Genomic DNA, 25,347 nt, shown 5'->3' with positions numbered 1-25,347 from the left:
CCCCGCCCCCGGCACCTGTTTGCCAAAGCTTATGTCACTTAAGCAAGGATGAAAATTGATAAATACGGCCAAAATGTTGCATTGCACAATAAAACCGTCGCACGCAACAGGATTGTTTCCGCGGCAGCCGCCAAAAAGCGGCGCATGCGGTCCGTTCCGATCAAACGCAGGCGACTTCCGTTTCGACCCAGGTGTTCTTGCCGGCCGCCTTGGCGCGGTAGAGCGCCTTGTCGGCGGCGCGCATCAACCCGTCCGGGTCGAGCGCCGCAAAGGGTGAAACGGCGATGCCGATGGAGACGCCGATGGTGGCGGTCTCCGCCTGGATGAGGAAAGGCCGGGCCATGGCGGCGATGCAGCGCTGGGCGAGCGCGGCCGGCGGCGTCCGGCCGATCGGCTGCATGATGGCGAATTCGTCGCCACCGAGACGGGCAACCAGGGTCGGTTCGTCGGCCACGGAGCGCAGGCGGCGGCCGACCTCGACCAGCAGCGCATCGCCGGCAGCGTGGCCGAGGCGGTCGTTGACCGGCTTGAAACCGTCGAGATCGAGGTAATGCACGGCGATCTGGGTCTTTGAATCGCGGATCGCCAGCGCCGATTCCAGCGCCGAAAGGAAATGCATGCGGTTGGGCAGGCCGGTGAGCGCATCGTGATGGGCCAGGTGGTTGGCATGCGCCTCGGCGCGCACCCGGTCGGTGACGTCGGCAATGGCGAGCAGCAGGCGGCGTTGCGGACCTTCTTCGAGGAAGCGCACATAGACCATCACGGCGCGTTCGGACCCGTCGGCGCTCGTCTGACGCCAGATCGTCCGCGCCTCGTTGTCACCCTTCATCGATCGCAGCCCGGCGGCGAAGCGGCCAGCATCCTCGGGCGGACAGAGGCTGGCGACGTTGCGGCCGACCAGGACCTCGCCGACATAGCCGTACAACGCCACCGCGGCGCGGTTGACGGAGGAAATCTCCAGCGTGGCGGCATCGCAGAGCATCATCGGCATCGGATTGGCGTCGAAAAGCTGGCGAAGCGCCTCCTCGCGGCGCTTGAGGTCGGTGATATCGATGCGCATGCCGATGGCGCCGCCATCCGGCGTGCGCCGGTCGTCGTGCAGCATCCAGCGGCCGTCCTTCAGCTTCTGCTCCTCCTGGGGCGACACCGTCATCCGCTGCTTCTTCATGCGGGCGGCGAACCAGGCTTCCGGATCCTCCGTCGCTTCCGGCATGTGGCCGCTGTCGACGCTCATGCGCAGGATCTGCTCGAACGGGATGCCGGGGCGCAGGTGCGGCGCGATTTCCGGATAGAGTTCGGCATATTTGCGGTTCCACAGGACATAGCGGTCCTGGGCGTCGAAGATGCAGGCGGCCTGCGGCAGCATGTCGATGAAATATTCGAGGCGCCGGGTGGCCGCACCCGCATCGAGAAGCGCCTTTTCCGACTGGCGCTGCAACTCGGTCTGCAGCGCGGCGATCATCTTTTCGCGGCCGATGTCGCGGATGACGGCGCAGACCAGCCCGCCGCTGCCGAGCTTGACGATAGAGACTTCGACATTCGCCTTGGTGCCGTCCTCACGAACAAGCGCCATCTCGCGACGCGGCGCGGCGGCATTCGCCGAAGGCACAGTCCATTCCGGCAGGACATCGGTTACCGGCTGGCCGGCCAAGGCCTGGGTGCCGCCGGCAATCGCGGCTGCGGCAGTGTTGGCGGCGACGATGAGACCGTCCGGTCCGATGCACAGGGCGGCAAACGGACAGGCTTCGAAAAAATTCAACGCATCGTCTGCGCCAAACGTTCCCACCATGCCTCCTCTCACCCGCACCCAGTTTCCCAGGGCCAGATATCCCCCCTGACCCTTTTTCATACTGCAGGAGGAGAAAAGGAATCGTTACGAACCGTGCTGCAATTGCAACCTTTGCCGGCAAAACAATCTGACGCCCCGGGCGCGCAAGACAGCCGATGCAACGGCTATGTCGACAAACAACCACTACCGCCGGCTGCAGCAACCGGCGGCGATGGAAACGAACCGTCACGAGATCGCCGAAATCGGCAGCCCGGATCGGCAGCACGCGCAAGGGCAGACGCGGCCGGGAAAGGGATTATTTCCAGCCGGCGCGGGCCGAGCACTCGTCGTTTTCGGCCGGGTTCAGCTTTTCCCATTCGGTGACGGTCTTGGTTTCGCCCGAGCTCATCTTCTCGTTCATGCAGGCGCAATAGACGGCAACGGTGCCATCAGCCTGCTTCTGGTCGTCATTGTCCTCGACGCACTGCTTGATCCAGGCGTCGTCGTCGGCATTGGCAAACGCCGGAGCGACGGAAAACAGCAGCGAGGCGGCAAAAAAAGCGGAAACGGCAAGTTTCATAACATCCTCCATGGGGTCATTTCAGTCGGCACGACGCCGGCCGACGACGGTCGCTCCCGCAGGTTCGCAGGAGGCTGGGACTGTCATAACCGAAGCGGCGCGATCGCCGCCTTACCATTATTGGGACGAGAGGCCGCGGCCCGGAACATTTATGGTTGTTTCCGTGACGAAAGGCACGGGCGCCACTCGATTTGCGCGTCGGTGGCACCGCTTGCCTTGTAGGACTACAGCCAGCCGCGCCGCTTGAAATAGAGGAACGGCAGGGCGGCAGACAGGATCATCAGCAGCACCGCCCACGGATAACCGCCGACCCATTTCAGCTCCGGCATCACCTCGAAATTCATGCCGTAGATCGACGCCACCAGCGTCGGCGGCAGGAAGACCACCGAGGCGACGGTGAAGATCTTGATGATCTGGTTCTGCTCCAGGTTGATCAGGCCCAGCGTCGCATCCAGCAGGAAGTTGATCTTGCCGGAGAGAAAAGTGGCGTGGTCGCCAAGCGAGGAGGCGTCCCGTTGCAGCATCTTGACGATCTGGCGGGTTTCCTTGCTCGGCTTGCGCGTCGCATTTTCCAGCGCAGCGTGATAGGCGGCCAGCCTCGAAATGCTGACCAGGCTTTCGCGCACGCCACTGAGGAAATCGCCCTTCTGCCCAAGCTGCTCGATCAGCGACTGCAGGTCGTTGGTCTTCTTGGCTGACGTCTTCGACTTGCCGCGGAAAACCTCGCGGGAGATGCCGTCGATATCGTTGCCGATGCGCTCCAGCACGTCGGCGAGCCGGTCGACGATCGCCTCCACGATGCCGAGCATGATCTCCTCGCCGCAGGTGTAACCGTGGCCGTTCGGCCTCAGCGCGCGGCCGGCGAAGATCACGAAGGGCTTTGGATCGGCGTAACGCACGGTGACGAGCGTCTGCCCCTTGAGGATGAAGGTCACCGGCGTCTTGACCGGCTCGTCGCCGTCGAGCTTGGTGAGCGCCGTCAGCGTCATGAACTCGGCGCCGTCCTCCTGGTAGAGCCGGGCGGAAAGTTCGATTTCCTCCATCTCGTCGCGGGTGGGCATGGAGATGCCCAGCGCCTGCTCGACATGGCGGCTTTCGCCGGTGGTGGGATTGACGAGATCGTACCACAGCACGGGATCGGTGGCGGAAAAGGCTTCACCGTCATTGTGCAGCACGAGACGTTCTGCGTCGCGGCAGTAGATGCGCAGCATGGCATAACTCCTTCAAGGCTTTCGCCATCCGGAGCAGGAACGTGGGAGAACCCTTACCGGACGGTTCGGTCGAAATCGGTCGGTTGTCGACTGTCAGGGTCCATTTTCATGTCCTCGGAAAATGCCGTCGGCAAACGCCGCGGCAGGCCCTCGCATGAGCCAAAAAACCGGGCGCGTCAAGCCCGGAGTGACGCGCGAAGAAAGGCGTTGCGCAGCGTCGGCGGGTCGATGCGTGCGCTCAGCCGACGTCGAGCAGACGCTCCGCCGCCTGCAGGTCGACGGACACCAGCTGCGACACCCCCTGCTCCGCCATGGTGACGCCGAACAGGCGGCTCATGCGGGCCATGGTGATGGGGTTGTGGGTGATGACGACGAACCGCGTTTCCGTCGAGGCCGCCATCTCGTCCATCAGGTTGCAGTAGCGCTCGACATTGTGGTCGTCGAGCGGCGCGTCCACTTCGTCCAGCACGCAGATCGGCGCCGGGTTGGTGAGGAAGACGGCGAAGATCAGCGCCATGGCCGTCAGCGCCTGCTCGCCGCCGGACAGCAGCGTCATGGTCTGCGGCTTCTTGCCCGGCGGGCGGGCGAGGATTTCGAGACCCGCTTCCAGCGGATCTTCCGATTCGATCAACTGCAGCTCGGCCGTACCGCCACCGAAGAGATGGGTGAACAGCCGCTGGAACTGGGCGTTGACGACGTCGAAGGCGGCGACGAGGCGTTCGCGTCCCTCGCGGTTCAGGCTCTGGATCGCCGCGCGCAGCTTGCGGATGGCGTCGATGATGTCGTCGCGCTCCTTGACCAGCACGCCGAGCTTTTCGGAGAGTTCCCGCTGCTCCTCGTCGGCGCGCAGGTTGACGGCGCCGAGGCGTTCGCGCTCGATCTTCAGCCGGTCGAGCTCGCGCTCGACATCGCGCAGGTCGGGGATCGCCTCGATGCTGGCAAGGCCGGTGAGGCGCATCGCCTCTTGCGGCGCGACGTTCAGCCCGTCGCGGATGCGGGCCTCGCTCTCGATGCGTTTTTCGCGGGCCGAAACCAGGCGTTCTTCGGCGCGGCCGCGCTGCTCTCGGCTTTCCGCCAGTTCGGAGAGCGCGATGGTGGCGGTCCGGTCGGCCTCGCGCTGGCGGGTTTCGGCGGCGACCAGCTGGTCGGCGGTAGCGCGGCGGGCTTCCTCCGCCTTGGAGAGTTCGTTCATCAGCGCGTGGCGGCGCTCGTCGAAGGCATCCGGGGCCATGTCGAGGTCGGCGACCTCCTCGCGGGCTTCCTCCTCGCGCTCGCGCAGGGTGGCGATATGTTGTTCTGCGCTGGCGGCGCGCGACTGCCAGCCAGCCCGCTCCTGCCCGATCGCCACCAGGCGGCGGCGGTGGGCCTCGTTTTCACGCGACAGGCCTTCGTAGCGCGCCCGCACCTCGGCCAGGGCACCGCGGTCGGCCAGCACCTCGGCCTGGGCCTCGCGCAGGCGCAGATCGAGGTCGGCGATATCGGGCGCATCCTCCATCTCGATGCGGGCATTTTCTTCCTGCACCGCCAGGTCTTCCAGCTGCAACGACAGCTGGCTCGCCGCTTCCGCGACCACGTCGCGGCGGCGCATCAGTTCGCCGGAGGCGCGCTCGGCCTGGGCCAGCGCCTCGCGGGCATCGCCGAGATGGCGGGCGGCGAGACGGGCGAGATCGCGGGCGTCGGCCAGCGCCTGCTCGGCGGCGCGGATCGCCTCGGCGGCTTCCGCCTGGCGCTCCTCGGCTTCGAGAAGCAGATCGTTTGCCTCGTCGATTTCGGCGGTAAGTTCCGAAAGGCGGTTCTTCTGGGCAAGCCGCAGTGCGGCAGCGCTCGGCGCTTCGGAGCCGGTGACGTGGCCGTCCCAGCGGAAGACGGCGCCTTCGCGGGTCACCAGCCGCTGGCCGGGCTTCAACAGCGCCATCATCCGGGTGGCGTCCTCGGCGGCAACGATGCCGATCTGCCGCAGGCGGCGGCCCAGCTCCGCCGGCGCCCTGACGTGGCCGATCAGGGCAACGACGCCCGCCGGCAGCGGCGGATCGCCGGCACCGTCGCCGTTCTGCGACCAGTAGGAGGGCGCCTCGCGGTCGAGCGCGCTTTCGAGATCGTCGCCCAGCACCGCGCCGAGCGCCGTTTCGAAACCGCGATCGACCTTGAGGTCTTCGGCAACCGGGGGGAACCGGCCGGCGGAAGCACCGGCGACCAGCATCTTTTCGATGGTGCGGGCTTCGGTGCTGAGCGCATTGAGTTTCGAGCGGGCGGCCTCGACCGGTGCGCGCGACAGGGATTCCATGCGCCGGGCATCGGCCAGCACGACATCGGCGGCTTCGACGGCGAGTTCGGCATCGGCAAGCCCGCCTTCGGCCGCTTCGACCATGGCGCGCTTTTCCGACGGGTCCGGCAGGCCGGCCATCCTTTCGTCGATGCCGGCCAGTTCGCTCTGCGCCTCCGCCAGCTGCTTTTCGAGGCGCATCTTGCGGTCGGCCAGGTCGCGGATCGCCCGTTCCAGCTGGTTGCGGGCAGCCGCCCCTTCGGCGCGCTCGGCGGTCAGGGTGGCGAGTGCTTTTTCGCTGTCGGCGAGCTTTGCCGTCGACCCCTGCAGTTCGGCGAGGATTTCCTCGGAGAAACGGCCGGAATCGGCCAGCGTCGCCTGCAGGTCCTCCTCTTCGGCATCCAGCCGGCCGATGACCTCGGCATTGTCGGCCACCAGCCGTTCCTCGCGGCGGATGTCTTCGGAGAGCTGCGACAGGCGGCGGCTCAATTCGTCGCGGCGCTTGAGGATGCGGCTTGCCTCCTCCTCAAGCTGCGTGCGGGCAATCTGCAGGCGCTGCAACGCGGCGGCGGCGCGGGCCTCCTGCTCGCGCAGCTCCGGCAGCTTGAGGCTGGCGACGGCCTGCGATTTTGCCGCCTCCATCTGCGCCTGCGCCTTTTCGGCGACGATGACGGTCGCCTGGTTGAGCGCGCTGTCGGCCTCGCCTTCCGCCGCCTTCGCCTGCACCCAGCGGATATGCAACAGCATCGCCTCGCGGGCGCGGATATCGGCCGACAGCGCCTTAAAGCGGTTCGCCTGCCGCGCCTGGCGCTTCAGGCTCTCGATCTGGCTGTCAAGCTGCGTCGTGACGTCTTCCAGACGCTCCAGATTGGTCTCGGCGGCGCGCAGGCGCAACTCCGCCTCGTGGCGGCGCGAATGCAGGCCGGAAATGCCGGCCGCCTCTTCGAGCAGCTGGCGGCGGGCCTGCGGCTTGGCCTGGATCAGTTCGCCGATGCGGCCCTGCCCGACCATCGAGGGCGAACGCGCGCCGGTCGAGGCGTCGGCGAACAGCAGCTGCACGTCCTTGGCGCGGGCTTCCTTGCCATTGATGCGGTAGACGGACCCCTGCTCGCGCTCGATGCGGCGCGTCACCTGGATTTCGTCGCTGTCGTTGAAGCTGGCGGGCGCGGTGCGGTCGGAATTGTCGAGGTAGAGGCCGACTTCGGCGGTGTTGCGCGCCGGACGGTTTCCGGAGCCGGAAAAGATCACGTCGTCCATGCCGGAGGCGCGCATGTTCTTGTAGGAGTTTTCCCCCATCACCCAGCGCAGCGCCTCGACGAGGTTCGACTTGCCGCAGCCGTTCGGCCCGACGACGCCGGTCAGGCCGGGCTCGATGATGAATTCGGTCGGTTCGACGAAGGACTTGAAGCCGAGCAGGCGCAGGCGGTTGAATTTCATGGGCCGAAACCCCTTTCATCCGCCGTTATGCGCCACCTTCCCCCCGCAGGGGAGAAGGGCAAGACTGCGCGCGCCAAAAGGCCGTCGCCGGAACGCGACGGCGAAAGGCGGTCAGAGCAGGCTGTCGATGAGCGCCGACATGGTTTCAACCGACATGTCTCCAGAATAACGCTTCCCGTTGATGATGAAGGTCGGCGTGGAATTGACGCCGAAATCCTTGGCGCCGCGTTCGCGAACGCTGTTCACATCATCCAGAAGCTTCTGGTTCGTCAAGCAGGCTTCGAAGCTCTCCTGTGTAAAACCGGCGAGTTTCGACATCTGCAGCAGCGCCTCGCGACCGTCCTGCGCCGCAGCCCAGGCTTCCTGCTGCTTGAAGAGCATGGAAACCATCGGGAAGTAGCCGTTGTTGGGCGCGCAGCGCGACAGCATGAAAGCGGCGGCAGCGCGCGGATCGAACGGGAATTCGCGGATGATGAAGCGCACCTTGCCGGTGTCGATATACTTCTTCTTGATCTCGTCGAAGGTGGTGTTGTGGAAATGGGCGCAATGCGGGCAGGTCATCGACATGTATTCGACGATGGTGACCTTGGCATCTTCCGGGCCGAGCGCCTGCTCCGGCAGGGCGCCGGGCTTCAGCACCTCCGCCATGTCGACGTCGGCATCGGCGGTGGGAAGCTCGACAGCGGCAAATGCGCTCGAGGCAAAGAGCGGCCCGGCGACGGCAACGGTGGCGATACCGGCGAGAAGTTGGCGCTTCGTGATGTTCATTTCGGACGTCGGCATTCAATCACCCGTATCGATGGAAATGGTCGGAAAGTTCGCTGGGAACCGTCATAGTCGATATATGCAGCCGGTGCCACGGACAAGGCACGAGCGCGCCGATTTCTTCAAAGAATTGTGACCGGCTGTTGGCGGCGTCGATGAAAGTTTCGTAACAATCGCGCCGCCGCTGGCATCAACGCTTCAGGAGCGGGTTTTCTTCGACAGGACGGCCGTTCCCAGCCGTTCGATCGCCTGGCGCAGCTTTTCGCTTTCGATGCCGTCCATCATCGCCTCCAGGCGGCGGGCAGGCTCGCCCTTCAGCGGCTGCGGCTTGCGGCTGCGCGGCGGGCCGGCCGAAACCGGTTTCTGGACGATGCGGATCTGGCGCACGGCGGGAAACCCGAAGAAACCGTTGATGCGGCTGATCAGTTCGCCCTGGGCGTGGGTGAGGAACAAGGCCCTCGCCCCTTCGCAGGCGATGGTGAGCACGCCGGGCTGGTAACCGCCGCTGCGGTCGTCGGCATGGTCGCGGCGCGGCCAGGTGATCTTTTCGGGCCGGGTACAATCGGCGAAATCCTCGCCGGCGATCTCGTCCCAGGAGCCGAGCAGCGCGGTGGAAATGCCGGCGCGGCGGGCGAGCACGGGATCGAGCAGGCCGTTGGCGACCTCGGCGATCTGGTGCGCGCCCTTCTTCTGGAACCCCGGCCTCTGCCGCGTCTTGCCGTTCATGCCGGGCCGACCTTGCCCCCCACGGAGGGTTTTGGCGCCGGCCGGCGCGCGTAGAGGAAGCGGGACACGCTCTCCTTGAGGCGGAAGAGATAGGCCGGCAGCCGCCGCCAATGCGACGGCTTTACCGAGCGGTAGTCGGCCCGCGTGGCGATCACCGTCGCCTCGCGCATGTCGCCGAAGGGCAGGATGTTCTTTTCCGCCGTAAAGATTTCCGCGCCGTTCGCCCAGCCGCGCTCCAGCGCCACGTCGAACGGCAAAGCGATGACCTTCATCGACGCCAGAAGCTTTTCCGCTCCCTTGCGGGTGATGAGATAACAGGCGGCCGACCCCTGCGGCCCCCACAGGCAGCGCCCGACGCGATCGCCGAAGCGGCTCTGCGCGAACGGCCGGAAACCCGAGGCGCGGTGATTGACCAGCTTGATGACGTCGGCGGAAGGCAGGGCATCCAGAAGCGCGCTGGCGCGGCGCAGGAAACCGCCGTCGAAGGCGATATCGTCCTCGACGACGACCGCCGCCGGTTCGCCGCTCGCCACCAGCCGTTCGAAGGCCAGCATGTGACTGCGGTAGCAGCCATATTCGCCGGGCAACATCGGGCGGCCGTTGCAGGTGTAGAACCGGTCCTCGTCGGCATCGACCCGGTCGACCTTGGCCAGCAGCGTGCCGTCGACGCCGGCAACCCGTTCCAGAAGCACGCCATGGGTCTCGGCAACCGCGCGCAACGCTTCCATCCGGGCGGCGGCGCGGTCGATGTTGACGACGTAGACGGGCAGGTCCTGGGACGGCATGTCGAAGCTTTCGGGCGAGAGCGGGGAAGGCCGGCTTGACTCGTGCAGCGTCATTCTTTTTTCTCAGGCCCCGATGCAAACAGATTCCCCGCCCTTAGCACAATTCGCCATCGCAAAGAAACTGCTCGAATGGTACGACCGCCATCACCGGGAATTGCCGTGGCGGGTTTCCCCGGCCATGGCGCGGCGCGGCGTGACGGCCGATCCCTATCACGTCTGGCTGTCCGAGGTGATGCTGCAGCAGACCACCGTCCAGGCCGTCAAACCCTATTTCGCCAAGTTTCTCGACCTGTGGCCGACCGTCAATGACCTGGCGGACGCGCCGTCCGAGGCGGTGATGACGGCCTGGGCCGGCCTCGGTTATTATGCCCGGGCGCGCAACCTGAAGAAATGCGCCGAGGCGGTGGCCCGGCTGCATGGCGGGTCTTTTCCACAGACGGAGGACGGGCTGAAGTCCCTGCCCGGCATCGGCGACTATACCGCCGCCGCCGTCGCCGCCATCGCCTTCAATGTGAAGGCAGCCGTGATGGACGGCAATATCGAGCGTGTGGTCTCCCGGCTCTATGCCATAGATACGCCGCTGCCGGCGGCCAAGCCGCTGATCCGCGGCCGGGTGGCCGAGATCACGCCGGAGGACAGGCCGGGCGATTTCGCCCAGGCGATGATGGATCTCGGCGCGACCATTTGTACGCCGAAACGCCCCGCCTGCGCGCTCTGTCCGTTCAGGGAGGACTGTCTGGCGCTGGCCGGGCACGATCCCGAGACGTTCCCGGTCAAGGCGGCGAAGAAGGCAAAACCGGTGCGCCTCGGCGCCGCCTTTGTCGCCATCGACGACACGGACAGCATCTTCCTGCGCCGCCGGCAGGAGGAAGGCCTGCTGGGCGGCATGACCGAGGTGCCGACGACCGGCTGGACGGCGCGGATCGACGGCGAGACCTCGACCGAGGCCGCCCCCTTCCCGGCCCCGTGGCAGGCGGAGGGCGCCATCGTGCACGTCTTTACCCATTTCGAGTTGAGGCTTTCCGTCTACAGCGCCCATGTCGAGAGGCGGGAACGCGATGACGGATGGTGGCGTGCCGTTGCAAATCTTGACCAGGAAGCGCTGCCGACCGTCATGAAAAAAGTCATCGCCCAGGCTATTCCCGACGCATTCAAATCCAGACGACAGGGATAGGCCATGGCATCGGAAATTCGCCACATCGTGTTCGACATCGGCAAGGTGCTGATCCACTACGATCCCAGCCTGCCCTACCGGCGACTGATCCCCGACGATGCCGAACGCGCCTGGTTCTTCGCCAATGTCTGCACCCACGACTGGAACATCGAGCAGGACCGCGGCCGCAACTGGGATGACGCCGAGGCGCTGCTGATCGCCGACCATCCCGGGCGCGAGGAGCATATCCGCGCCTTCCGCAAGCATTGGCACGAAATGGTGCCGCATCCCTACGACGGCAGCGTCGCGATCATGGAACGGTTGATCGACGAGGGCCGCGACGTGACCATGCTCACCAATTTCGCCTCAGACACGTTCCGCGAGGCGCAGCAGCGTTTTGCCTTTCTCAACCGGCCGCGCGGCGTGACGGTGTCGGGCGATATCGGCCTGATCAAGCCGGATGCGGCGATCTACCACCGACATGCGGACACTTTCGGGCTCGATCCCGATGCGACGCTGTTCATCGACGATACGGCGGTCAACGTCTCCGGCGCCAGGGACGCCGGCTGGGGTGCGGCGATCCATTTCACCGGCGCCGATAGGCTTAAAGAGGATCTGCACCGGTACGGCATCGAAGCTTGACGGGAGTCGGAAAACTCTAGCTATCGCGAACAATCGTTTCGAAATGCGCCTCGATTGCTCGCGTCAGCGCGACCGTATCGAACAGCGGAGCAGTCGAGCGGACTTCGATGAGGGTCTGGCGCAGGCGGAAACGGCGATTCCCGTCCTGCGCCAGTTCGACCGCCAGGCGGACGAAACCGTTCAAATCTTCAGCCACCAGTTCCGGCAATCCGACAGCGGAAAGCAGGCTTTCGCTGACACGACCGGCAAAACTCGTGCCCTTCCAGGTGATCACGGGAACACCGGCCCAGAGCGCGTCTGATGTCGTGGTATGGCCGTTGTAGGGTGCGGTATCCAGCGCGATATCGGCTTCGGCAACGCGGCGCAAATGTTCGGTCAGCGGTTTCTGCCGGGCGAAGACGAGACGATCCGGATCGACGCCGGCCGTCCTTGCCGCTGCGCGCAGGTTTTCGCGCACCGGCGCCGGATGATCGACCAACCAGAGAACCGAACCCTCGACGGCTGAGAGGATGCGCATCCAGGCGGCAAAGACGGCGCTGCGGATTTTTTGCGCCTGGTTGAAGGAGCAGAAAACCACGACACCATCCGGCAGTCCGTGGCCGGCACGATCGCCGCTGCGAACCACAGCTTCCCGGCTGGCATCGTTGCATTGATAGCTCGCCGGAAGCCGCAGCAGGCTTTCCGCATAATAGGGCACACTCGTTTCGGGCGTCACAACGCTGTCCGTCAGGGCGTAGTCGATGCCGACACCGGCAACACTGCCGGGAAAACCGAGATAGGTGACCTGAACGGGTGCCGGACGACGGCAGAAGATACCGAGCCTGTTGCCCTGGGTGAACCCCTTCAGATCGATGAGAATATCGATATTGCTCTTGGCGATCGCCTCGGCGGCCTGATCGTCGGTGAGATCGAGAATATCCGTGTAGCGGTCCACGCTTTTCAGGAAGCGCTCTCGCATGACGCCCTGCCGCGCTTTTTCCGGCGTGTGGCAGAAGCCATGGATCTCGAAACGGCTGCGGTCGTGAGTTTCCAACACGCCGGCAAACAATGCCATCGTCGCGTGATCGAAGAAATCGCAGGAGAGGTAACCGATACGGATCGGGCGGCCGCGCACGTCAGGCAGCCCGGCCTTGCGGGCTGCGACCTGCGGGAACATAACCTCCGCCGTGCGGCGGGCAACAGCAAGGTGATAGGCCTCGTTCGCCGACCAGGTCAGTGCACAGAAGGCATTTTCACGGATGTCAGCTTTATCGCCTTCGACGGCATAGGCGGCTTCAAGCTTGGCTTGCATGGCGTCGGCGACGGGGAAATCGCAGAGATTGCTGGCGCACCAGAACAGTTCGCTGACGGCCAGACGCTCGTCTGGCCGCTCCTTTTGCGCTTTCAGCAGCACCGGATAGGCCTCCTCGGAGCGGCCGAGCCCGGAAAGAACGATGCCGGCATTGAGGGCGTTTTCGAAGCCGTTGCCGACGCTGACGAGCTTGACAGCAAAGGGTGCCGCCTCGTGGTAACGACTGGCCTCGCGCAGGATCGAGCAGATGCTGTGGTTGACGGCAGGATCGTCGGGAAAGAAGCCGTGCAGGGTGAGGAGGACCGAGAAGGCCCGGTCGCTGCGGCCGCTCGCCAGGTAATGCGACGCGGCGCGAAAACCGACCTCACGCTTCAGATTGGCAGTGAGCGGCATGGCGCTGGCGTAAAAATCCGCGGCCAGTTCGCGGTTGTCCTGCTGTTCGTGGATCGTCGCGGTGAGGATATGGGCGTCGGCATTGCGCCGGTCCTGCTGGATCAGACGGCGCAGCGTCGCGAGTGCGATTTTATAGTCGCCGCGATTATATTGCTGCTTTGCCTTGTCCAGCAGTGCCGCCATTGGGATTGCCCTCGTCTTCGGGCACGGTCTAGCGGCATTGTCTTGCCTCAGGCTGGACTTAACCGGGGCTGTTGGCATGGCCTGCGCGCGGGCAAAAAATGGCGCCCAGGGCTTCTCTTCCCTGGGCGCCAAGCAACTTTCCGGGACTGAAGGTACAAAAACCGGAAAGCCGTAGAGGAACTGGCGACTGGGTGGATCAGTCCATTTTCGCCAGATCACTGCGGACGATCGACCGCAGTTCGTCGATCGGGCGCAGGGTTTTCCCGTCGTCGAAATGCCAGAAGGTCCATCCGTTGCAGGTATCGAGGCCCTGGACTTTGGCGCCAAGGCGATGAATGGAGCCGGCGTCTCCGCCGGAGGCGACGGTGCCGTCGGCGCGCACGATGGCGCTCCAGCGCCGCCTTGCATCCGTCAGCACCTGGCCCGGCTTGACCAGGCCGGTTTCGACCAGCACGTTGAAGGCGACGCGGGCCTCCGCCTTCTTGCCGGTCATGACCGTGAGCACCGCCTTGCCGAGCGGCTCGACGGCGGCGATGCGCTCGGAAGCGGCATCGATATAGGCCTGTTCGCGCTCGATGCCGACGAAGTGGCGGCCGAGGCGCTTGGCGACGGCGCCGGTGGTGCCGGAGCCGAAGAAGGGATCGAGCACGATGTCGCCCGGCTTGGTGGAGGCCATGATGACGCGGGCGAGCAGCGCCTCCGGCTTCTGGGTCGGATGCACCTTCTTGCCGTCCTCGCCCTTCAGGCGCTCGCCGCCCGAGCAGATCGGGAACAGCCAGTCGGAGCGCATCTGCACGTCGTCGTTCGCCGCCTTCATGGCGTCGTAGTTGAAGGTGTAGCCCTTGGCCTTGGCGTTGGGGGCGGCCCAGATCATCGTTTCATGGGCGTTCTGGAAACGGCGGCCCTTGAAGTTCGGCATCGGGTTGGTCTTGCGCCAGACGATGTCGTTGAGGATCCAGAAGTTGAGATCCTGCAGGATGGCGCCGACGCGGAAGATGTTGTGGTAGGAGCCGATCACCCAGAGCGTGCCGGTCGGCTTCAGCACGCGGCGGCAGGCCAGCAGCCAGGCGCGGGTGAAGGCGTCGTAGACCTCGAAGGAGGCGAACTGGTCCCATTCGTCGTCGACGGCATCGACCACCGACTGGTCCGGGCGATGCAGGGTGCCGCCAAGCTGCAGGTTGTAGGGTGGATCGGCAAAGATCGCATCGACGGAATGATCGGGAAGCGCTTCGAGCGCGGCGACGCAATCGCCCTTGATGATCGTGTCCAGCCAGATGCGGGATTGCCCGGTCTCGCGGAGACCGGCAAGCGGAAGAACTGACGCCATGTGATACTCGCTATACGCTTACGCAGAACTGATAACGCCCTTATGGTTACCGAAGTTGGTTACCAAAAGCTGAAGCGGAACGGTAAATGCCAAAATAATTCATGGGGCTCGTGCGTTAATGGGAAAGCGCGGTCCTCAGGCCGCCGTCGCTCCGGCATGGCGCTTGCACCGCGGCAAGCGCCATGCAAACCTACACGCAGAACCGACCGATGGAGGAAATTCCGGTGCGATTTTTCGTCATGGCAGTGCTTCTTTGTCTCTCCATCCTCTTCCGACCCGCAATCGCGGCCGAGCAGTCGATCATCGTGCTCGATGCCTCCGGCTCGATGTGGGGCCAGATCGGCGGCAAGACGAAAATGTCGATCGCACGCGAAACGCTGCACCAGGTGTTGCAGTCGATGCCCGCCGACAATCCACTCGGCCTGATGGTCTACGGCCACCGCGAAAAAGGCTCCTGCAGCGACATCGAGCTCGCCGTGCCGCCGGGCGTGGGCAATGCCGACAAGATCGCCGCCTTCGTCGACGGCATCAACCCGAAGGGCAAGACGCCGCTCAGCGCCGCCGTGCAGCAGGCGGCGGAAGCGCTGAAATACACCGAGGAGAAGGCGACCGTCATCCTCGTCACCGACGGGCTGGAAACCTGCGAAGCCGATCCTTGCGCGCTCGCGAGCCAGCTGGAAAAGCAGGGTGTCGATTTTACCGCCCATGTCGTCGGTTTCGGCCTGACGCCGGAGGAAGGAAAGCAGGTGGCGTGCCTGGCCGAAAACACCGGCGGCAAATATTTCGAGGCCGCCGATGCGCCGCAGCTGGTGGCAGCCCTCAAGGAAACCGTCATCGAGGCGCCGCGGCAGGCAAGCGAAGAGCCGCAGCCGGTGCCGGAAGAGCAGGCGGTGGCCCCCGCCTTCAACGTCGAGCCGGATGCGGTGCTTTCCGAAGGCGGTCCTTCGCTTGGCGACAACAACGACGTGCAATGGAAACTCTTCCCCGCCGGGGCGGACGGCCAACCGGCCGGCGACTATGTCGACCTGACCTACAAGGCGCATTATTCCGTCACCATCCCGCCGGGCAAATATATCGGCGAGGCGACCTTGCGCAGCCTGATCGTGCAGCGGGTGCCGTTCGAGGTGAAGGAGGGCGAGGTCGCCAAGCCCTTCGTGAATTTCGATGCCGCCACCGTCACGCTGGTGCCGAAACGCTCGGCCGACGGCGAGGCGGACAGCAACGCCGTCATCGAGATGAAGTTCGGTCCTTACACTACAACAGAATACGGCCAGAAGACCGTCTATATTTCCGCCGGCACGGCGAATATCAAGGCGACGATCGGACCGTCCGCGATCGAGGAAACACTGACGGTCAAGGCGGGCGAAACGCTGACCAAGGAGCTGATCATCGGCTCCGGCATCATCGACAACAAGGCCATCTATGCCGAGGGCGGACCGGACGTCGAATCCAACGACCTGTTCTTCGAAGTCCTGTCGGCCACCAAGAGCATCGACGGCAGCCGCAAATCTTTCGGCTACACTTACGGCAACGGCACCAAGCTGGACGTGCCCACCGGCGAGTTCATCCTGAAGGCGACGCTCGGCAAGGCGAGCGGCGAAACGCCCTTCTCGATCGGCGCCGGCGAACGCAAGGACGTGTTGGTCAACATCAACGGCGGCGTCGTGGCGATCACCGCGCCGAATGCCTACAAGGTCGTCGTGCTGGAAGCCAAGAAGGATATCCAGGGCAACCAGAAAGAAATCACCTACAGCTTCGACAGGCAATTCCAGGACACGGTGCCGCCCGGCGACTACATCGTGCGGGTGACCTACGAGGGCGACGTCGCCCCGAAGGAAAAGCCCGTGACAGTGAAGGCCGGCGAGAGGGCCGAGGTGACGGTGGAATAGGCGCCTGGGCCGCCCCTGTAAACATTCGGTCCAGAAAGAAAGAACGAGCGGGCCACATGCCTCTTCTCCCCACCGGGAGAAGGGGAAATAGCTGCACCGGCCTCTATCCAATCGCTGCCGGGCATGCGACCTCCCCGTTCACGCCTCGGCAGCAGCGTGAAACTGGCGGCTATCGTCCGGCGCCCCGTCGCGTTCTTCAAGCCCGTAGTCGCGCAGCACGCCGGCGATGCGCAGGCGGTATCCGGCGAAGACGCCGTTGCGCCCGGCATGCTGGGCGGCACGGTGTTCGGCGGTGTTGCGCCACTGGCGGATCGCCGTCTCATCGCGCCAGAAGGACAGGGAGAGCAGCTTGCCGGGCTTCGACAGGCTTTCGAACCGCTCGACGGAGAGGAAACCGTCCATCTTTTCGAGTTCCGGCCAGAGCGCTGCGGCCATCTGCAGGTAGGTGGAACGGCGGTCGTCCGCCGGCGTCACTTCGAAGATCACGGCGATCATGGCATCGTCCTTTCCGCGTGCGGCAGGGATACGTTGCGCAGGAAGATGCGATCCTCCTTCAGGATGAAACGTTCGCGCCGGGCAAAATCGTAGTTTTCCTTCCCCAGCGGGTCGGCGGCCAGCCGGGCGCGATAGGCCTCGTAGGCGGCAAGGCTTTCGATGGCGTAGACGCCGTAGGCCGTGGTTGCCGAACCTTCGTGCGGGGCGAAATAGCCGACCAGGCCGGCGCCGCAGCGCGGGATCGCCTGGCCCCAGTTGCGGGCATAGTCGCAAAAGGCCTCGCGTTTGAAAGGGTCGATCTCGTAGCGGATGAAACAGGTGATCATGCATGTCTCCTTGATGGAACGATGCCTGCTTATGCCATGTTGCACGTCGCCGATGCTTCGGTTACGATCGAAGTATGAAAGAAGGACCTGACATCGCCCAGATCGGCGCACTCATCGGCGATCCCGCCCGCGCCAACATGCTGACCGCCCTGATGAGCGGACAGGCGCTGACCGCGACCGAGCTTGCCGGGGCGGCGGGCATCACGCTGCAGACGGCGAGTTCGCATCTCGCCAAGCTGGAAGCCGGCGGCTTCATCGCCCAGCGGAAGCAGGGCCGGCATCGCTATTTCACGCTGGCGGATGCCGGGGTCGGACGGTTGATCGAAAGCCTGATGGGTTTTGCCGCCGACCGCGGGCACCTGCGCCATCGCGCCGGGCCGAAGGAACCCGCCTTGCGCAAGGCGCGCATTTGCTACGACCACCTCGCCGGCGATTTTGGCGTGCGCATGCTCGACAGCCTGGTCGCCGGCGGCGCCATCGATGCGGCAGATGATCGTCTGGTGCTGACGGCGGCGGGGGAAGAGCGGCTCGCCGCCTTCGGCATCGATGCCAGGCAGCTCAAGCGCTCCTCGCGCCGGCCGCTGTGCCGCTCCTGCCTCGACTGGAGCGAACGCCGCGCCCACTTGGCCGGCACGCTCGGCAAGGCGCTGCTTTACGGTTTCATCGAGCGCGGCTGGGCAAGGCGAAGCGCCGAGAGCCGCGCCATCGCTTTCAGCCCGGAAGGGGAGCGGCAATTCCTGGCGCTGTTCCCGCTGGCGCAGGCGGCCTGAGCGGAGCGCAGATATCGTCCGGACCGGCGACGATAATTAACGGTGAAGGCCCGTGCATGGCCTTCACCGATAGAGGTCAGCATGCCCGAGCAGATGACGGGCGCGCAGTCGGACAGTCAGCCGAGTCGGGCCCGATCACCGAAACGGCGCATCGCCTTCAGCACGGCGGCTGCGAGCGCAGACTTGAGCACCGCGCCGAGCACGAACGGGGCGACGCCGAGCAGCCAGGCCTTTTCGGCACCGATAAGGGCCGCGAGGTAAAGGCCGCCGAGCACCAGGCACAGCAGGTTGGCGAGGAGATGCGCCGCAAAGCTGCGGATCACCCGGTTGCCCGTCCAGCCGCGCTCCGCAAGAAGACCGGCCAGGGCCGCGACCAGCGGGAAGGAGACGAGATAACCGGCCGTCGGACCGGCGAAAGGCGCGAGGCCGCCGGCGCCGCCGGCCAGTACGGGGGCGCCGAGCATCGCCTCGCCCAACCAGGCCAGCACGGTGAGCGCACCCTGCCGCCAGCCGTAGAGCGCACCGATCATGGTCACCGCGAACGTCTGCATGGTGATCGGCACCGGCACCATCGGCACGGCGATCTGCGAGGCCAGCGCCAGCACGAGCGTGCCGGCGAAGACGAAGGCAAACTTCACCGCCAGCGGGCGGCTTGCGAGATTCAAGGGATCGACAGACAGGGGGCCGGATGGGTTTGACAGGTGCATGTTTCTACTCCTCTTCAAATTATAGATAATTTTAAAATTCCATCTATTTCATGAGAGATATTTTTCACATGCGCAAGCGGGATTTGCGCGAGACGGCAGGGAACCTGCCTGCAACAGTGCTAAACTCCACATAAAATCCGGGCGCAGGAAGACGACGATTCGACGCTGTCCGCACCTTTCCACCCTCGCGACGTCATCCTCCGTCCTGTCCCAAAGATCGAAGAACGTCAAATATTATCCATTTTTATCAAATACTTGAATGGAAATCGCAGATCCTCGGGACAAGCCCGGGATGAAGACGACGGGCGGAGCCTGGCGGCTGCCTACCGCACACACACTGCCGTGCAAAAAATTATCTATAATTCCTGGAAAAAATCACCCGACGATGGCGAATGCGCCGGATTCGTCATCCGCCTGCGTGCCGCGCGGGGCGCGGCCGATCCATTGCACATGTTTTTGCAGCACGGCGACGGCCTCGTCGGTGCGGCCCTGCCGCAGCGCCGACAGGATGGCGCGGTGATCGTGGTCGGTGCGTTTTTCCCAGCCCGAACGCCAGGCGGAAAACAGGAAGCGGGCGCTGGCGGCGTGCAGGTCGTCGATGGCGGCCAGCAGGCGCGGCATGGCGCAGGGCGCCAGGATCAGCCGGTGGAAGCGACGGTTGGCCGCTTCCCAGGCCTGCACGTCGGCGGCGGCATCGCCCTCCCGCGTCGCCTCTTCGGCAGCGTCGAAGATGGCGGGGGTGAGGTGGCGGGCGGCGTGTTTCAGCGCCAGCACCTCCAGCGCCGCCCGCATTTCCGCCACTTCGCGCACCTCGGCGATGTCGAAGGAGGCGACGCGCACGCCGCGGCGCGGCTCGCTGATCGCCAGCCCCTGCGCCTCCAGCCGGCGGAATGCCTCGCGCACCGGCACATGGCTCGCCTGGAATTCCTCGGCGATGTGATCCTGCCGCAGGCGGGCGCCGGGCGCAAGTTCGCCGCGCACGATGCGGTCGGCCAGCACGCGGCTGATCCGTCCTGCGATTGTGTCTTCGACGTCCTTGCTCATCTATCCTTACCGCCGGCGGGAATCGCCGTGCCGAAGCTAGAACGCCGCAGCCGCCAAGGCAAATGCGGGCGCTCCCGCCAAAGCCGCCCGCAAGGCGCATCGCAGCCATGCGCGCTTCCGGTTGAGATTGGCGCTGCCATCGTGTAAAGCGCCGGCAATTCGAAACAGGGTGTTTGTCATGAGCGGCTTCGACCTTCTTCTCTTCGATTGCGACGGCGTGCTCGTCGATTCGGAAATCATTTCCGCCAAGGTGGAATCCTCGCTGCTGACCGAGGCCGGTTATCCCATCACCGTCGAGGAGATGAACGAACGGTTTGCCGGCCTGACCTGGCGCGACATCCTGTTCACCGTCGAGAAGGAGGCGGATATCCCGTTTTCGGCGACGCTGCTCGACAAGTCGGAAAAGCTTCTGGATGCACGGCTGGAGCGCGAGGTGAAGATCATCGACGGCGTCAAGTTCGCGCTGTCGCGGCTGACGCAGCCGCGCGGCATCTGTTCCAACTCCTCGTCGCACCGGCTGGAGATGATGCTGACCAAGGTCGGCCTGCGCGACTATTTCGCGCCGCACATCTATTCCGCCAAGGATCTCGGTGCCGACCGGGCGAAGCCGAAGCCGGATATCTACCTGCACGGTGCCGAACAATTCGGCGTCAAGCCGGCACGGACGCTGGTGATCGAGGATTCCGTCCACGGCATCCATGCGGCGCGCGCCGCCGGCATGCGTGTCGTCGGTTTTACCGGCGGTTCGCACACCTATCCCGCCCATGCCGACCGGCTGACGGATGCCGGCGCCGAAACGGTGATTGCACGCATGGCCGACCTGCCGGCGGTTGTCGCAGCACTCGCGGAGTGGGCGGGGGCGATCTGAACGTTCGGCGAGCCGGTTGCCGGTTTTGGGGGTTGCGACCGATCCCTCATCCGCCTGCCGGCACCTTCTCCCCGCAAGCGGGAGCCGTGGCAACGTTTCCCTCCACATCTCGCGGAGCGAGTTAGAACGCCGTACTTTCTAAAAACTTTTGAGCCGCAGCCGGCCGGGCAGGCATTCGAAACGGGCAGGCAGGCTCCCCGGCGCTTCGCCGTCGCAGTCCATCAATGCCGCCCGTCCGCCGAGCGGCTCCGCCTCCACGGTCCGGGCGCGAAAAACACGGACCAGCGGATCGCGGATGTGGGCGCCGCTGTATAGCTTGTTGAGCAGGCCGAACACGTTGAGCGTCGGCGCCCCGCCCAGGAGCACGACATCGAAAAATCCGTCATCGAGCACGGCATCGGGCGCCACATGCATGCCGCCGCCGAACCAGGCGCCGTTGCAGACGGCAATCGCGGTGATGGGGCCTTCGAAGGTGATCTTGCCGTCGAGCGTCAGGCGCACGCCCTCGGGACGGTAACGCAGGATTTCCCGCGCCGAATGATAGAGAAACCGTAGCGACCCAGGCATGCTGCGGCCACGTTTCGCCGTGTTGACGGAACGCACGATCGGTCCCGGCACGCCAAAGCTGGCGATGTTGGCGAAATGGCGCTCGACCGGAGCACCATCCTCGCCTCGGCAATGCATCAGCCCGGCATCGACGCTTCGCACAGGGGCGGCAAGCAGGGCTTCGACCATCGCCTCGGGGTCGCCTGCCGGCGAAAAATTGCGGGCGAAATCGGCACCGGTGCCCTGCGCCAGGAAGGAGAAGGCCGTTTCCGGCCGCGAGGAGGTGAGGATGCCGTCCACCGTTTCGCCGATCGTGCCGTCGCCGCCGACGGCGATGACAAGATCGGCACCGCCGTCGCAAAGGCTGCGCGCATGGCGCGCGGCGTCGCCGGCGCCGCGGGTTTCGAGGATGGTGGTCTCGGAAGCCTGTCGCCGAAGCGCCGCGAGCAGCCGCGGCCAGAGCCTGCGCGCAGCGGCGGAGCCTGCGACCGGATTGCGCACGATGCCAATCTTCACGCGACCGCCCTTCCGCCGGGGGACAGGGAGGTCGCGGGCATCGTCGTCAAAGGCCGGCGGTTATTTGGTGTTGTACGGGCCTTCATCGAAACCGATATAGATCTTGGCAAGCTTGCCGGCACCGCCGGGAATGCTGACATTGTCCTTGCGGAAGACGAACTGTGCCGAGCTGCCGCCGGCCGGAATGGCGGCCTCGAACTTGACCAGTTCGGAATAGAGCGTCGTCTGGCCATCGGTCACGGCGACACGGATCGGCATCACCAGATTGCCGGCCGAGCCGACCGGTCCGGTGACCAGTCGGCCCTGGGCGACGACGGTGATGTTCATGGCGCTGGCGTTCATCGTGCAGCTGCGCGAAGTCTCGGCGAGCGATGCCTGATAGATCACCTTGGCCGGGTCGTCCTTGCCGCCCTTGGCGTAGGTGCGATAAGAGGAGGTGCCGTCGCGCAGGAAGATCTGCGGGCAGGTTCCCTCGACCACCGGCATGGTGTCCGTCGGCGCGGCAGCGGCGGATTTGTTGTCCGTCGTTTCGAGCGTCTTTTGCGTGTTGCAGCCCGCAAGGAGGGTGAGAGCAGCCGCAAAAACGATAGGCCGCGAGACATAAGCTGACACGATACTGCCACTCCCTGCATTCCGCCGTTTGCCGGCTTTAAACCTTTATACCGGGTCTTTCATGACCCGCGGCGATGGTCTATAGCAGCGACGCAGAGAAAAATCGATTGGGTAAGCGCGTTTTGGTGCAATTTTCGCTTTTGCCGCAAAGAGGTGCGGTGTCCGCGACCCTGCTCGCAAGGTCGGCGATTGACGCAGTTGCGAAAAGTGCGCGCCGCTTCTGGCGCAAAATGACGGATGCCCTTGCGTTTCCTCCCCTAGGCTTACGGCTCTGCGCTACAGAATTCTCTTCCGCTCTTCAAGACCAAGGATGACCGTCGTGGATTATATCTCAACCCGGGGCGAGGCCCCTTCCCTCGGCTTCAGCGACGCGCTGCTGGCGGGCCTTGCCAAGGATGGCGGGCTCTACGTGCCACGCGAATGGCCGACGATGTCGAAGCGGGAAATCCGGGCGCTGCGCGGGAAATCCTACCAGGAGATCGCCTTCGAGGTGCTCTACCGCTTCACCGGCGGCGAGATCCCCGCTGAAAAGTTCCGTGCGATGATCGACGAGGCCTATGCCACCTTCCGCCATCCGGGCGTGGCGCCGCTGGTGCAGACCGGCCCGAATTCCTTCATCCTCGAACTGTTCCACGGCACGACGCTCGCCTTCAAGGACGTGGCGATGCAGCTGCTCGGCCGGCTGATGGATTATGTCCTGACGGAACGCAACCAGCGCGCCACCATCGTCGGCGCCACGTCGGGCGATACGGGCGGCGCGGCCATCGACGCCTTTGCCGGGCGCGAGCGCACCGACATATTCATTCTTTTCCCGCACGGCAAGGTCTCGCCGGTGCAGCAGCACCAGATGACGACGTCTACGGAAAACAACGTCCATGCGCTGGCGATCAAGGGCAATTTCGACGATTGCCAGACGCTGGTGAAGGGCATGTTCAACGACGCCGCCTTCCGCGACCGAGTGAAGCTTTCCGGCGTCAACTCGATCAACTGGGCGCGCATCATGGCGCAGGTGGTCTATTATTTCACCACCGCGATCGCGCTTGGCGGGCCGGATCGCAAGATCTCGTTTACCGTGCCGACCGGCAATTTCGGCGATATCTTCGCCGGTTACGTCGCCAAGAAGATGGGCCTGCCGATCGACCGGCTGGTGATCGCCACCAACGAGAACGACATCCTCGCCCGCACGCTGAAGACCGGCCGCTATGAGATGAAGGCGGTCAAGGCCACGACGTCGCCGTCGATGGATATCCAGATCTCCTCGAACTTCGAGCGGCTGCTGTTCGAAGCCTATGGCCGCGATGCCGGTGCCGTGCGCTCGGCCATGGACAGCCTGAAGCAGTCCGGTTCCTTCGAGATCAGGGACGAAGCGCTGAAAGCGATCCGCCGCGAGTTCCGTGCCGGCCGCGCCAGCGAGAAGCAGGTCAAGGACACCATTCGCGACACGCTCGCCGAAACCGGTTACCTGCTCGACCCGCACACCGCCATCGGCGTGCATGTTGCCAAAAAGCATGAAAAGGCCAATAGTCCGATGGTAACGCTCGCCACCGCCCATCCGGCGAAATTCCCGGACGCCGTAAAATCGGCCTCCGGTATTGACCCGGCGCTTCCGGCATGGCTTGCTGACTTGATGGACAGGGAGGAGCGCTTTGACATTCTGGAGCCGGAGCTTAAGACCGTCGAAAGCTTTATCGACAAACATGCCCGGATCACAGACTAGTACGGCGCAGAAAGACAGACGATGAATGTTGAGTGCACCCGGCTTCCTTCCGGGTTGACGGTCGTTACCGAAAAAATGCCGCATCTGGAGAGCGCAGCTCTCGGCGTATGGATCAAATCGGGTTCACGCAACGAAACGGAAGCTGAGCACGGCATCGCCCATCTTCTCGAACACATGGCCTTCAAGGGCACGGCGCGCCGGACGGCGCGCCAGATCGCAGAGGAGATCGAGAACGTCGGCGGCGAGGTGAATGCCGCCACATCGACGGAAACCACCTCCTATTATGCCCGCGTCCTGAAGGACGATACGGCCCTGGCGGTGGATATCCTGGCGGACATCCTCACCGAATCCGCCTTCGACGAGGAAGAGCTCGATCGCGAAAAGAACGTCATCCTGCAGGAAATCGGCGCTGCCGACGACACGCCCGACGACGTCGTCTTCGACAAGTTCTCCGGCATGGCCTACAAGGACCAGACGATCGGCCGGCCGATCCTCGGCACGCCGGACACGGTGATGAGCTTTTCGCCCGACGACATCCGCGCCTATCTCGGCCGCAACTATACGACCGACCGCATGTTCGTCGTCGCTGCCGGCGCCGTCGATCACGACACCTTCGTGCGGCAGGTGGAGCAGCGCTTTTCCGGCCTGCCGACCGCACCGTCGGCCCCGCCGGTCTTCGAGCCGGCGATCTATACCGGCGGCGAGGTGCGCGAAGGCCGCGACCTGATGGACGCGCAGGTGCTGCTCGGTTTCGAGGGCAAGGCCTATCACGCCCGCGACTTCTACTGTTCGCAGATCCTCGCCAACATCCTCGGCGGCGGCATGTCCTCGCGGCTGTTCCAGGAAGTGCGCGAGAACCGCGGCCTCTGCTATTCCGTCTACGCCTTCCACTGGGGCTTTTCCGATACCGGCATTTTTGGCGTGCATGCGGCGACAGGCGGCGAGAACCTGCCCGAGCTGGTGCCTGTCATCGTCGACGAGTTGCGCAAGTCGTCGGAGCGCATCGACCAGCAGGAAATCGAGCGCGCCCGCGCCCAGATTCGCGCCCAGCTGCTGATGGGCCAGGAGAGCCCGGCCGCCCGCGCCGGCCAGATGGCGCGGCAGATGATGCTGTACGGCCGGTTGATCACCAACCAGGAACTGATGGAACGCCTGGCGGGCATTACCACCGAACGCCTGACCGATCTCGCCGGACGTCTGTTCTTCGACAAGGCGCCGACGCTGTCGGCGATCGGGCCGCTGGAACAGCTGGCGCCCATGGAAGACATCATCGCATCCCTGTCGACGCCTGCCCCGAAACCGCTGACGGCCAAAGGCTGATCGGCCGTTCCGG

Annotated in this window: 22 protein-coding genes; 7 read left to right on the top strand and 15 right to left on the bottom strand. The window is 64.7% G+C overall.

Annotated elements, in window-relative coordinates; all coding sequences use genetic code 11:
* Nucleotides 1-160: 160 nt before the first annotated feature.
* The 7 genes from DEM27_RS02580 to DEM27_RS02550 all read right to left on the bottom strand — a co-directional run bounded on the left by DEM27_RS02580 (nucleotide 161) and on the right by DEM27_RS02550 (nucleotide 9,589).
* A complete protein-coding gene (locus DEM27_RS02580; RefSeq protein WP_109456607.1) occupies nucleotides 161-1,789 on the bottom strand; it encodes a diguanylate cyclase domain-containing protein in 1,629 nt (542 codons plus the stop codon).
* 295 nt (nucleotides 1,790-2,084) lie between these two features.
* Nucleotides 2,085-2,348 carry a hypothetical protein gene (locus DEM27_RS02575; RefSeq protein WP_109456606.1) on the bottom strand — a complete coding sequence of 88 codons (264 nt, stop codon included), beginning with the start codon at nucleotides 2,346-2,348 and terminating at the stop codon, nucleotides 2,085-2,087.
* 224 nt (nucleotides 2,349-2,572) lie between these two features.
* Nucleotides 2,573-3,559, bottom strand: coding sequence for a magnesium transporter CorA family protein (locus DEM27_RS02570; protein WP_109456605.1), 987 nt, complete (start codon nucleotides 3,557-3,559; stop codon nucleotides 2,573-2,575).
* 238 nt (nucleotides 3,560-3,797) lie between these two features.
* Complete coding sequence (locus tag DEM27_RS02565) at nucleotides 3,798-7,259, bottom strand: chromosome segregation SMC family protein (protein WP_109456604.1); 3,462 nt, start codon at nucleotides 7,257-7,259, stop codon at nucleotides 3,798-3,800.
* Between the two features lie 111 nt (nucleotides 7,260-7,370).
* Entirely contained in the window at nucleotides 7,371-8,042 is a 672-nt protein-coding gene (locus DEM27_RS02560) for a DsbA family protein (protein WP_109456603.1), read from the bottom strand.
* A gap of 180 nt (nucleotides 8,043-8,222) precedes the next feature.
* The gene (locus DEM27_RS02555; RefSeq protein WP_109456602.1) at nucleotides 8,223-8,750 is read right to left on the bottom strand and encodes a DUF721 domain-containing protein; all 528 of its coding nucleotides are present in this window, start codon (nucleotides 8,748-8,750) and stop codon (nucleotides 8,223-8,225) included.
* Nucleotides 8,747-9,589 (bottom strand): glycosyltransferase family 25 protein, encoded by an 843-nt coding sequence (locus tag DEM27_RS02550; RefSeq protein WP_245445612.1) that lies wholly within the window; start codon nucleotides 9,587-9,589, stop codon nucleotides 8,747-8,749. The genes DEM27_RS02555 and DEM27_RS02550 overlap by 4 nt, the downstream gene beginning before the upstream one ends.
* 19 nt (nucleotides 9,590-9,608) lie before the next feature.
* On the opposite strand from DEM27_RS02550, the gene mutY reads away from it, so the two are divergent.
* Both mutY and DEM27_RS02540 read left to right on the top strand, forming a co-directional pair.
* The gene (gene mutY / locus DEM27_RS02545; RefSeq protein ID WP_109456601.1) at nucleotides 9,609-10,709 is read left to right on the top strand and encodes an A/G-specific adenine glycosylase; all 1,101 of its coding nucleotides are present in this window, start codon (nucleotides 9,609-9,611) and stop codon (nucleotides 10,707-10,709) included.
* Nucleotides 10,710-10,712: 3 nt separating this feature from the next.
* Nucleotides 10,713-11,330: an HAD family hydrolase gene (locus tag DEM27_RS02540; protein ID WP_109456600.1), complete on the top strand. Its 618-nt coding sequence runs from the start codon at nucleotides 10,713-10,715 to the stop codon at nucleotides 11,328-11,330.
* A 16-nt stretch (nucleotides 11,331-11,346) separates the two neighbouring features.
* Here the strand turns inward: DEM27_RS02540 and DEM27_RS02535 are convergent, their stop codons facing one another.
* A complete protein-coding gene (locus DEM27_RS02535; protein ID WP_165823327.1) occupies nucleotides 11,347-13,197 on the bottom strand; it encodes an O-linked N-acetylglucosamine transferase, SPINDLY family protein in 1,851 nt (616 codons plus the stop codon).
* 196 nt (nucleotides 13,198-13,393) lie between these two features.
* Nucleotides 13,394-14,524, bottom strand: coding sequence for a site-specific DNA-methyltransferase (locus DEM27_RS02530; RefSeq protein ID WP_109456598.1), 1,131 nt, complete (start codon nucleotides 14,522-14,524; stop codon nucleotides 13,394-13,396).
* A gap of 182 nt (nucleotides 14,525-14,706) precedes the next feature.
* Between DEM27_RS02530 and DEM27_RS02525 the strand changes: the two genes are divergently transcribed.
* Nucleotides 14,707-16,413, top strand: coding sequence for a vWA domain-containing protein (locus DEM27_RS02525; protein ID WP_245445610.1), 1,707 nt, complete (start codon nucleotides 14,707-14,709; stop codon nucleotides 16,411-16,413).
* A 138-nt stretch (nucleotides 16,414-16,551) separates the two neighbouring features.
* Here the strand turns inward: DEM27_RS02525 and DEM27_RS02520 are convergent, their stop codons facing one another.
* On the bottom strand, nucleotides 16,552-16,908 hold the full coding sequence (locus DEM27_RS02520; protein WP_109456597.1) for an antibiotic biosynthesis monooxygenase family protein: 357 nt from the start codon (nucleotides 16,906-16,908) through the stop codon (nucleotides 16,552-16,554).
* The gene (locus DEM27_RS02515; protein ID WP_109456596.1) at nucleotides 16,905-17,234 is read right to left on the bottom strand and encodes an NIPSNAP family protein; all 330 of its coding nucleotides are present in this window, start codon (nucleotides 17,232-17,234) and stop codon (nucleotides 16,905-16,907) included. The genes DEM27_RS02520 and DEM27_RS02515 overlap by 4 nt, the downstream gene beginning before the upstream one ends.
* A gap of 74 nt (nucleotides 17,235-17,308) precedes the next feature.
* Here DEM27_RS02515 and DEM27_RS02510 point away from each other — a divergent pair, with 74 nt between their 5' ends.
* Entirely contained in the window at nucleotides 17,309-18,004 is a 696-nt protein-coding gene (locus DEM27_RS02510) for an ArsR/SmtB family transcription factor (protein WP_109456595.1), read from the top strand.
* Between the two features lie 116 nt (nucleotides 18,005-18,120).
* On the opposite strand, the gene DEM27_RS02505 is transcribed toward DEM27_RS02510, so the two are convergent.
* Together DEM27_RS02505 and DEM27_RS02500 are read right to left on the bottom strand one after the other, a co-directional pair.
* Nucleotides 18,121-18,711, bottom strand: a complete 591-nt coding sequence (locus DEM27_RS02505; RefSeq protein WP_109456594.1) for a biotin transporter BioY — start codon at nucleotides 18,709-18,711, stop codon at nucleotides 18,121-18,123.
* A gap of 375 nt (nucleotides 18,712-19,086) precedes the next feature.
* Nucleotides 19,087-19,755, bottom strand: coding sequence for a GntR family transcriptional regulator (locus tag DEM27_RS02500; RefSeq protein WP_109456593.1), 669 nt, complete (start codon nucleotides 19,753-19,755; stop codon nucleotides 19,087-19,089).
* Between the two features lie 178 nt (nucleotides 19,756-19,933).
* Between DEM27_RS02500 and DEM27_RS02495 the strand changes: the two genes are divergently transcribed.
* Entirely contained in the window at nucleotides 19,934-20,623 is a 690-nt protein-coding gene (locus tag DEM27_RS02495; RefSeq protein ID WP_109456592.1) for an HAD family hydrolase, read from the top strand.
* 138 nt (nucleotides 20,624-20,761) lie between these two features.
* On the opposite strand, the gene DEM27_RS02490 is transcribed toward DEM27_RS02495, so the two are convergent.
* A complete protein-coding gene (locus DEM27_RS02490) occupies nucleotides 20,762-21,685 on the bottom strand; it encodes a diacylglycerol/lipid kinase family protein (RefSeq protein WP_109456591.1) in 924 nt (307 codons plus the stop codon).
* A 60-nt stretch (nucleotides 21,686-21,745) separates the two neighbouring features.
* Nucleotides 21,746-22,297 (bottom strand): hypothetical protein, encoded by a 552-nt coding sequence (locus DEM27_RS02485; RefSeq protein WP_109456590.1) that lies wholly within the window; start codon nucleotides 22,295-22,297, stop codon nucleotides 21,746-21,748.
* Nucleotides 22,298-22,607: 310 nt separating this feature from the next.
* Here DEM27_RS02485 and thrC point away from each other — a divergent pair, with 310 nt between their 5' ends.
* Entirely contained in the window at nucleotides 22,608-24,014 is a 1,407-nt protein-coding gene (gene thrC, locus DEM27_RS02480; RefSeq protein WP_109456589.1) for a threonine synthase, read from the top strand.
* Between the two features lie 21 nt (nucleotides 24,015-24,035).
* Nucleotides 24,036-25,334 (top strand): M16 family metallopeptidase, encoded by a 1,299-nt coding sequence (locus DEM27_RS02475; protein ID WP_109456588.1) that lies wholly within the window; start codon nucleotides 24,036-24,038, stop codon nucleotides 25,332-25,334.
* Nucleotides 25,335-25,347: the final 13 nt, after the last annotated feature.

The sequence above is a fragment of the Rhizobium album genome, from assembly GCF_003122325.1.
GTDB classification, from domain to species: domain Bacteria; phylum Pseudomonadota; class Alphaproteobacteria; order Rhizobiales; family Rhizobiaceae; genus Metarhizobium; species Metarhizobium album.
The sequence above is the reverse complement of the archived record's forward strand: the minus strand, read 5'-3'. Positions and strand labels throughout refer to the sequence as shown.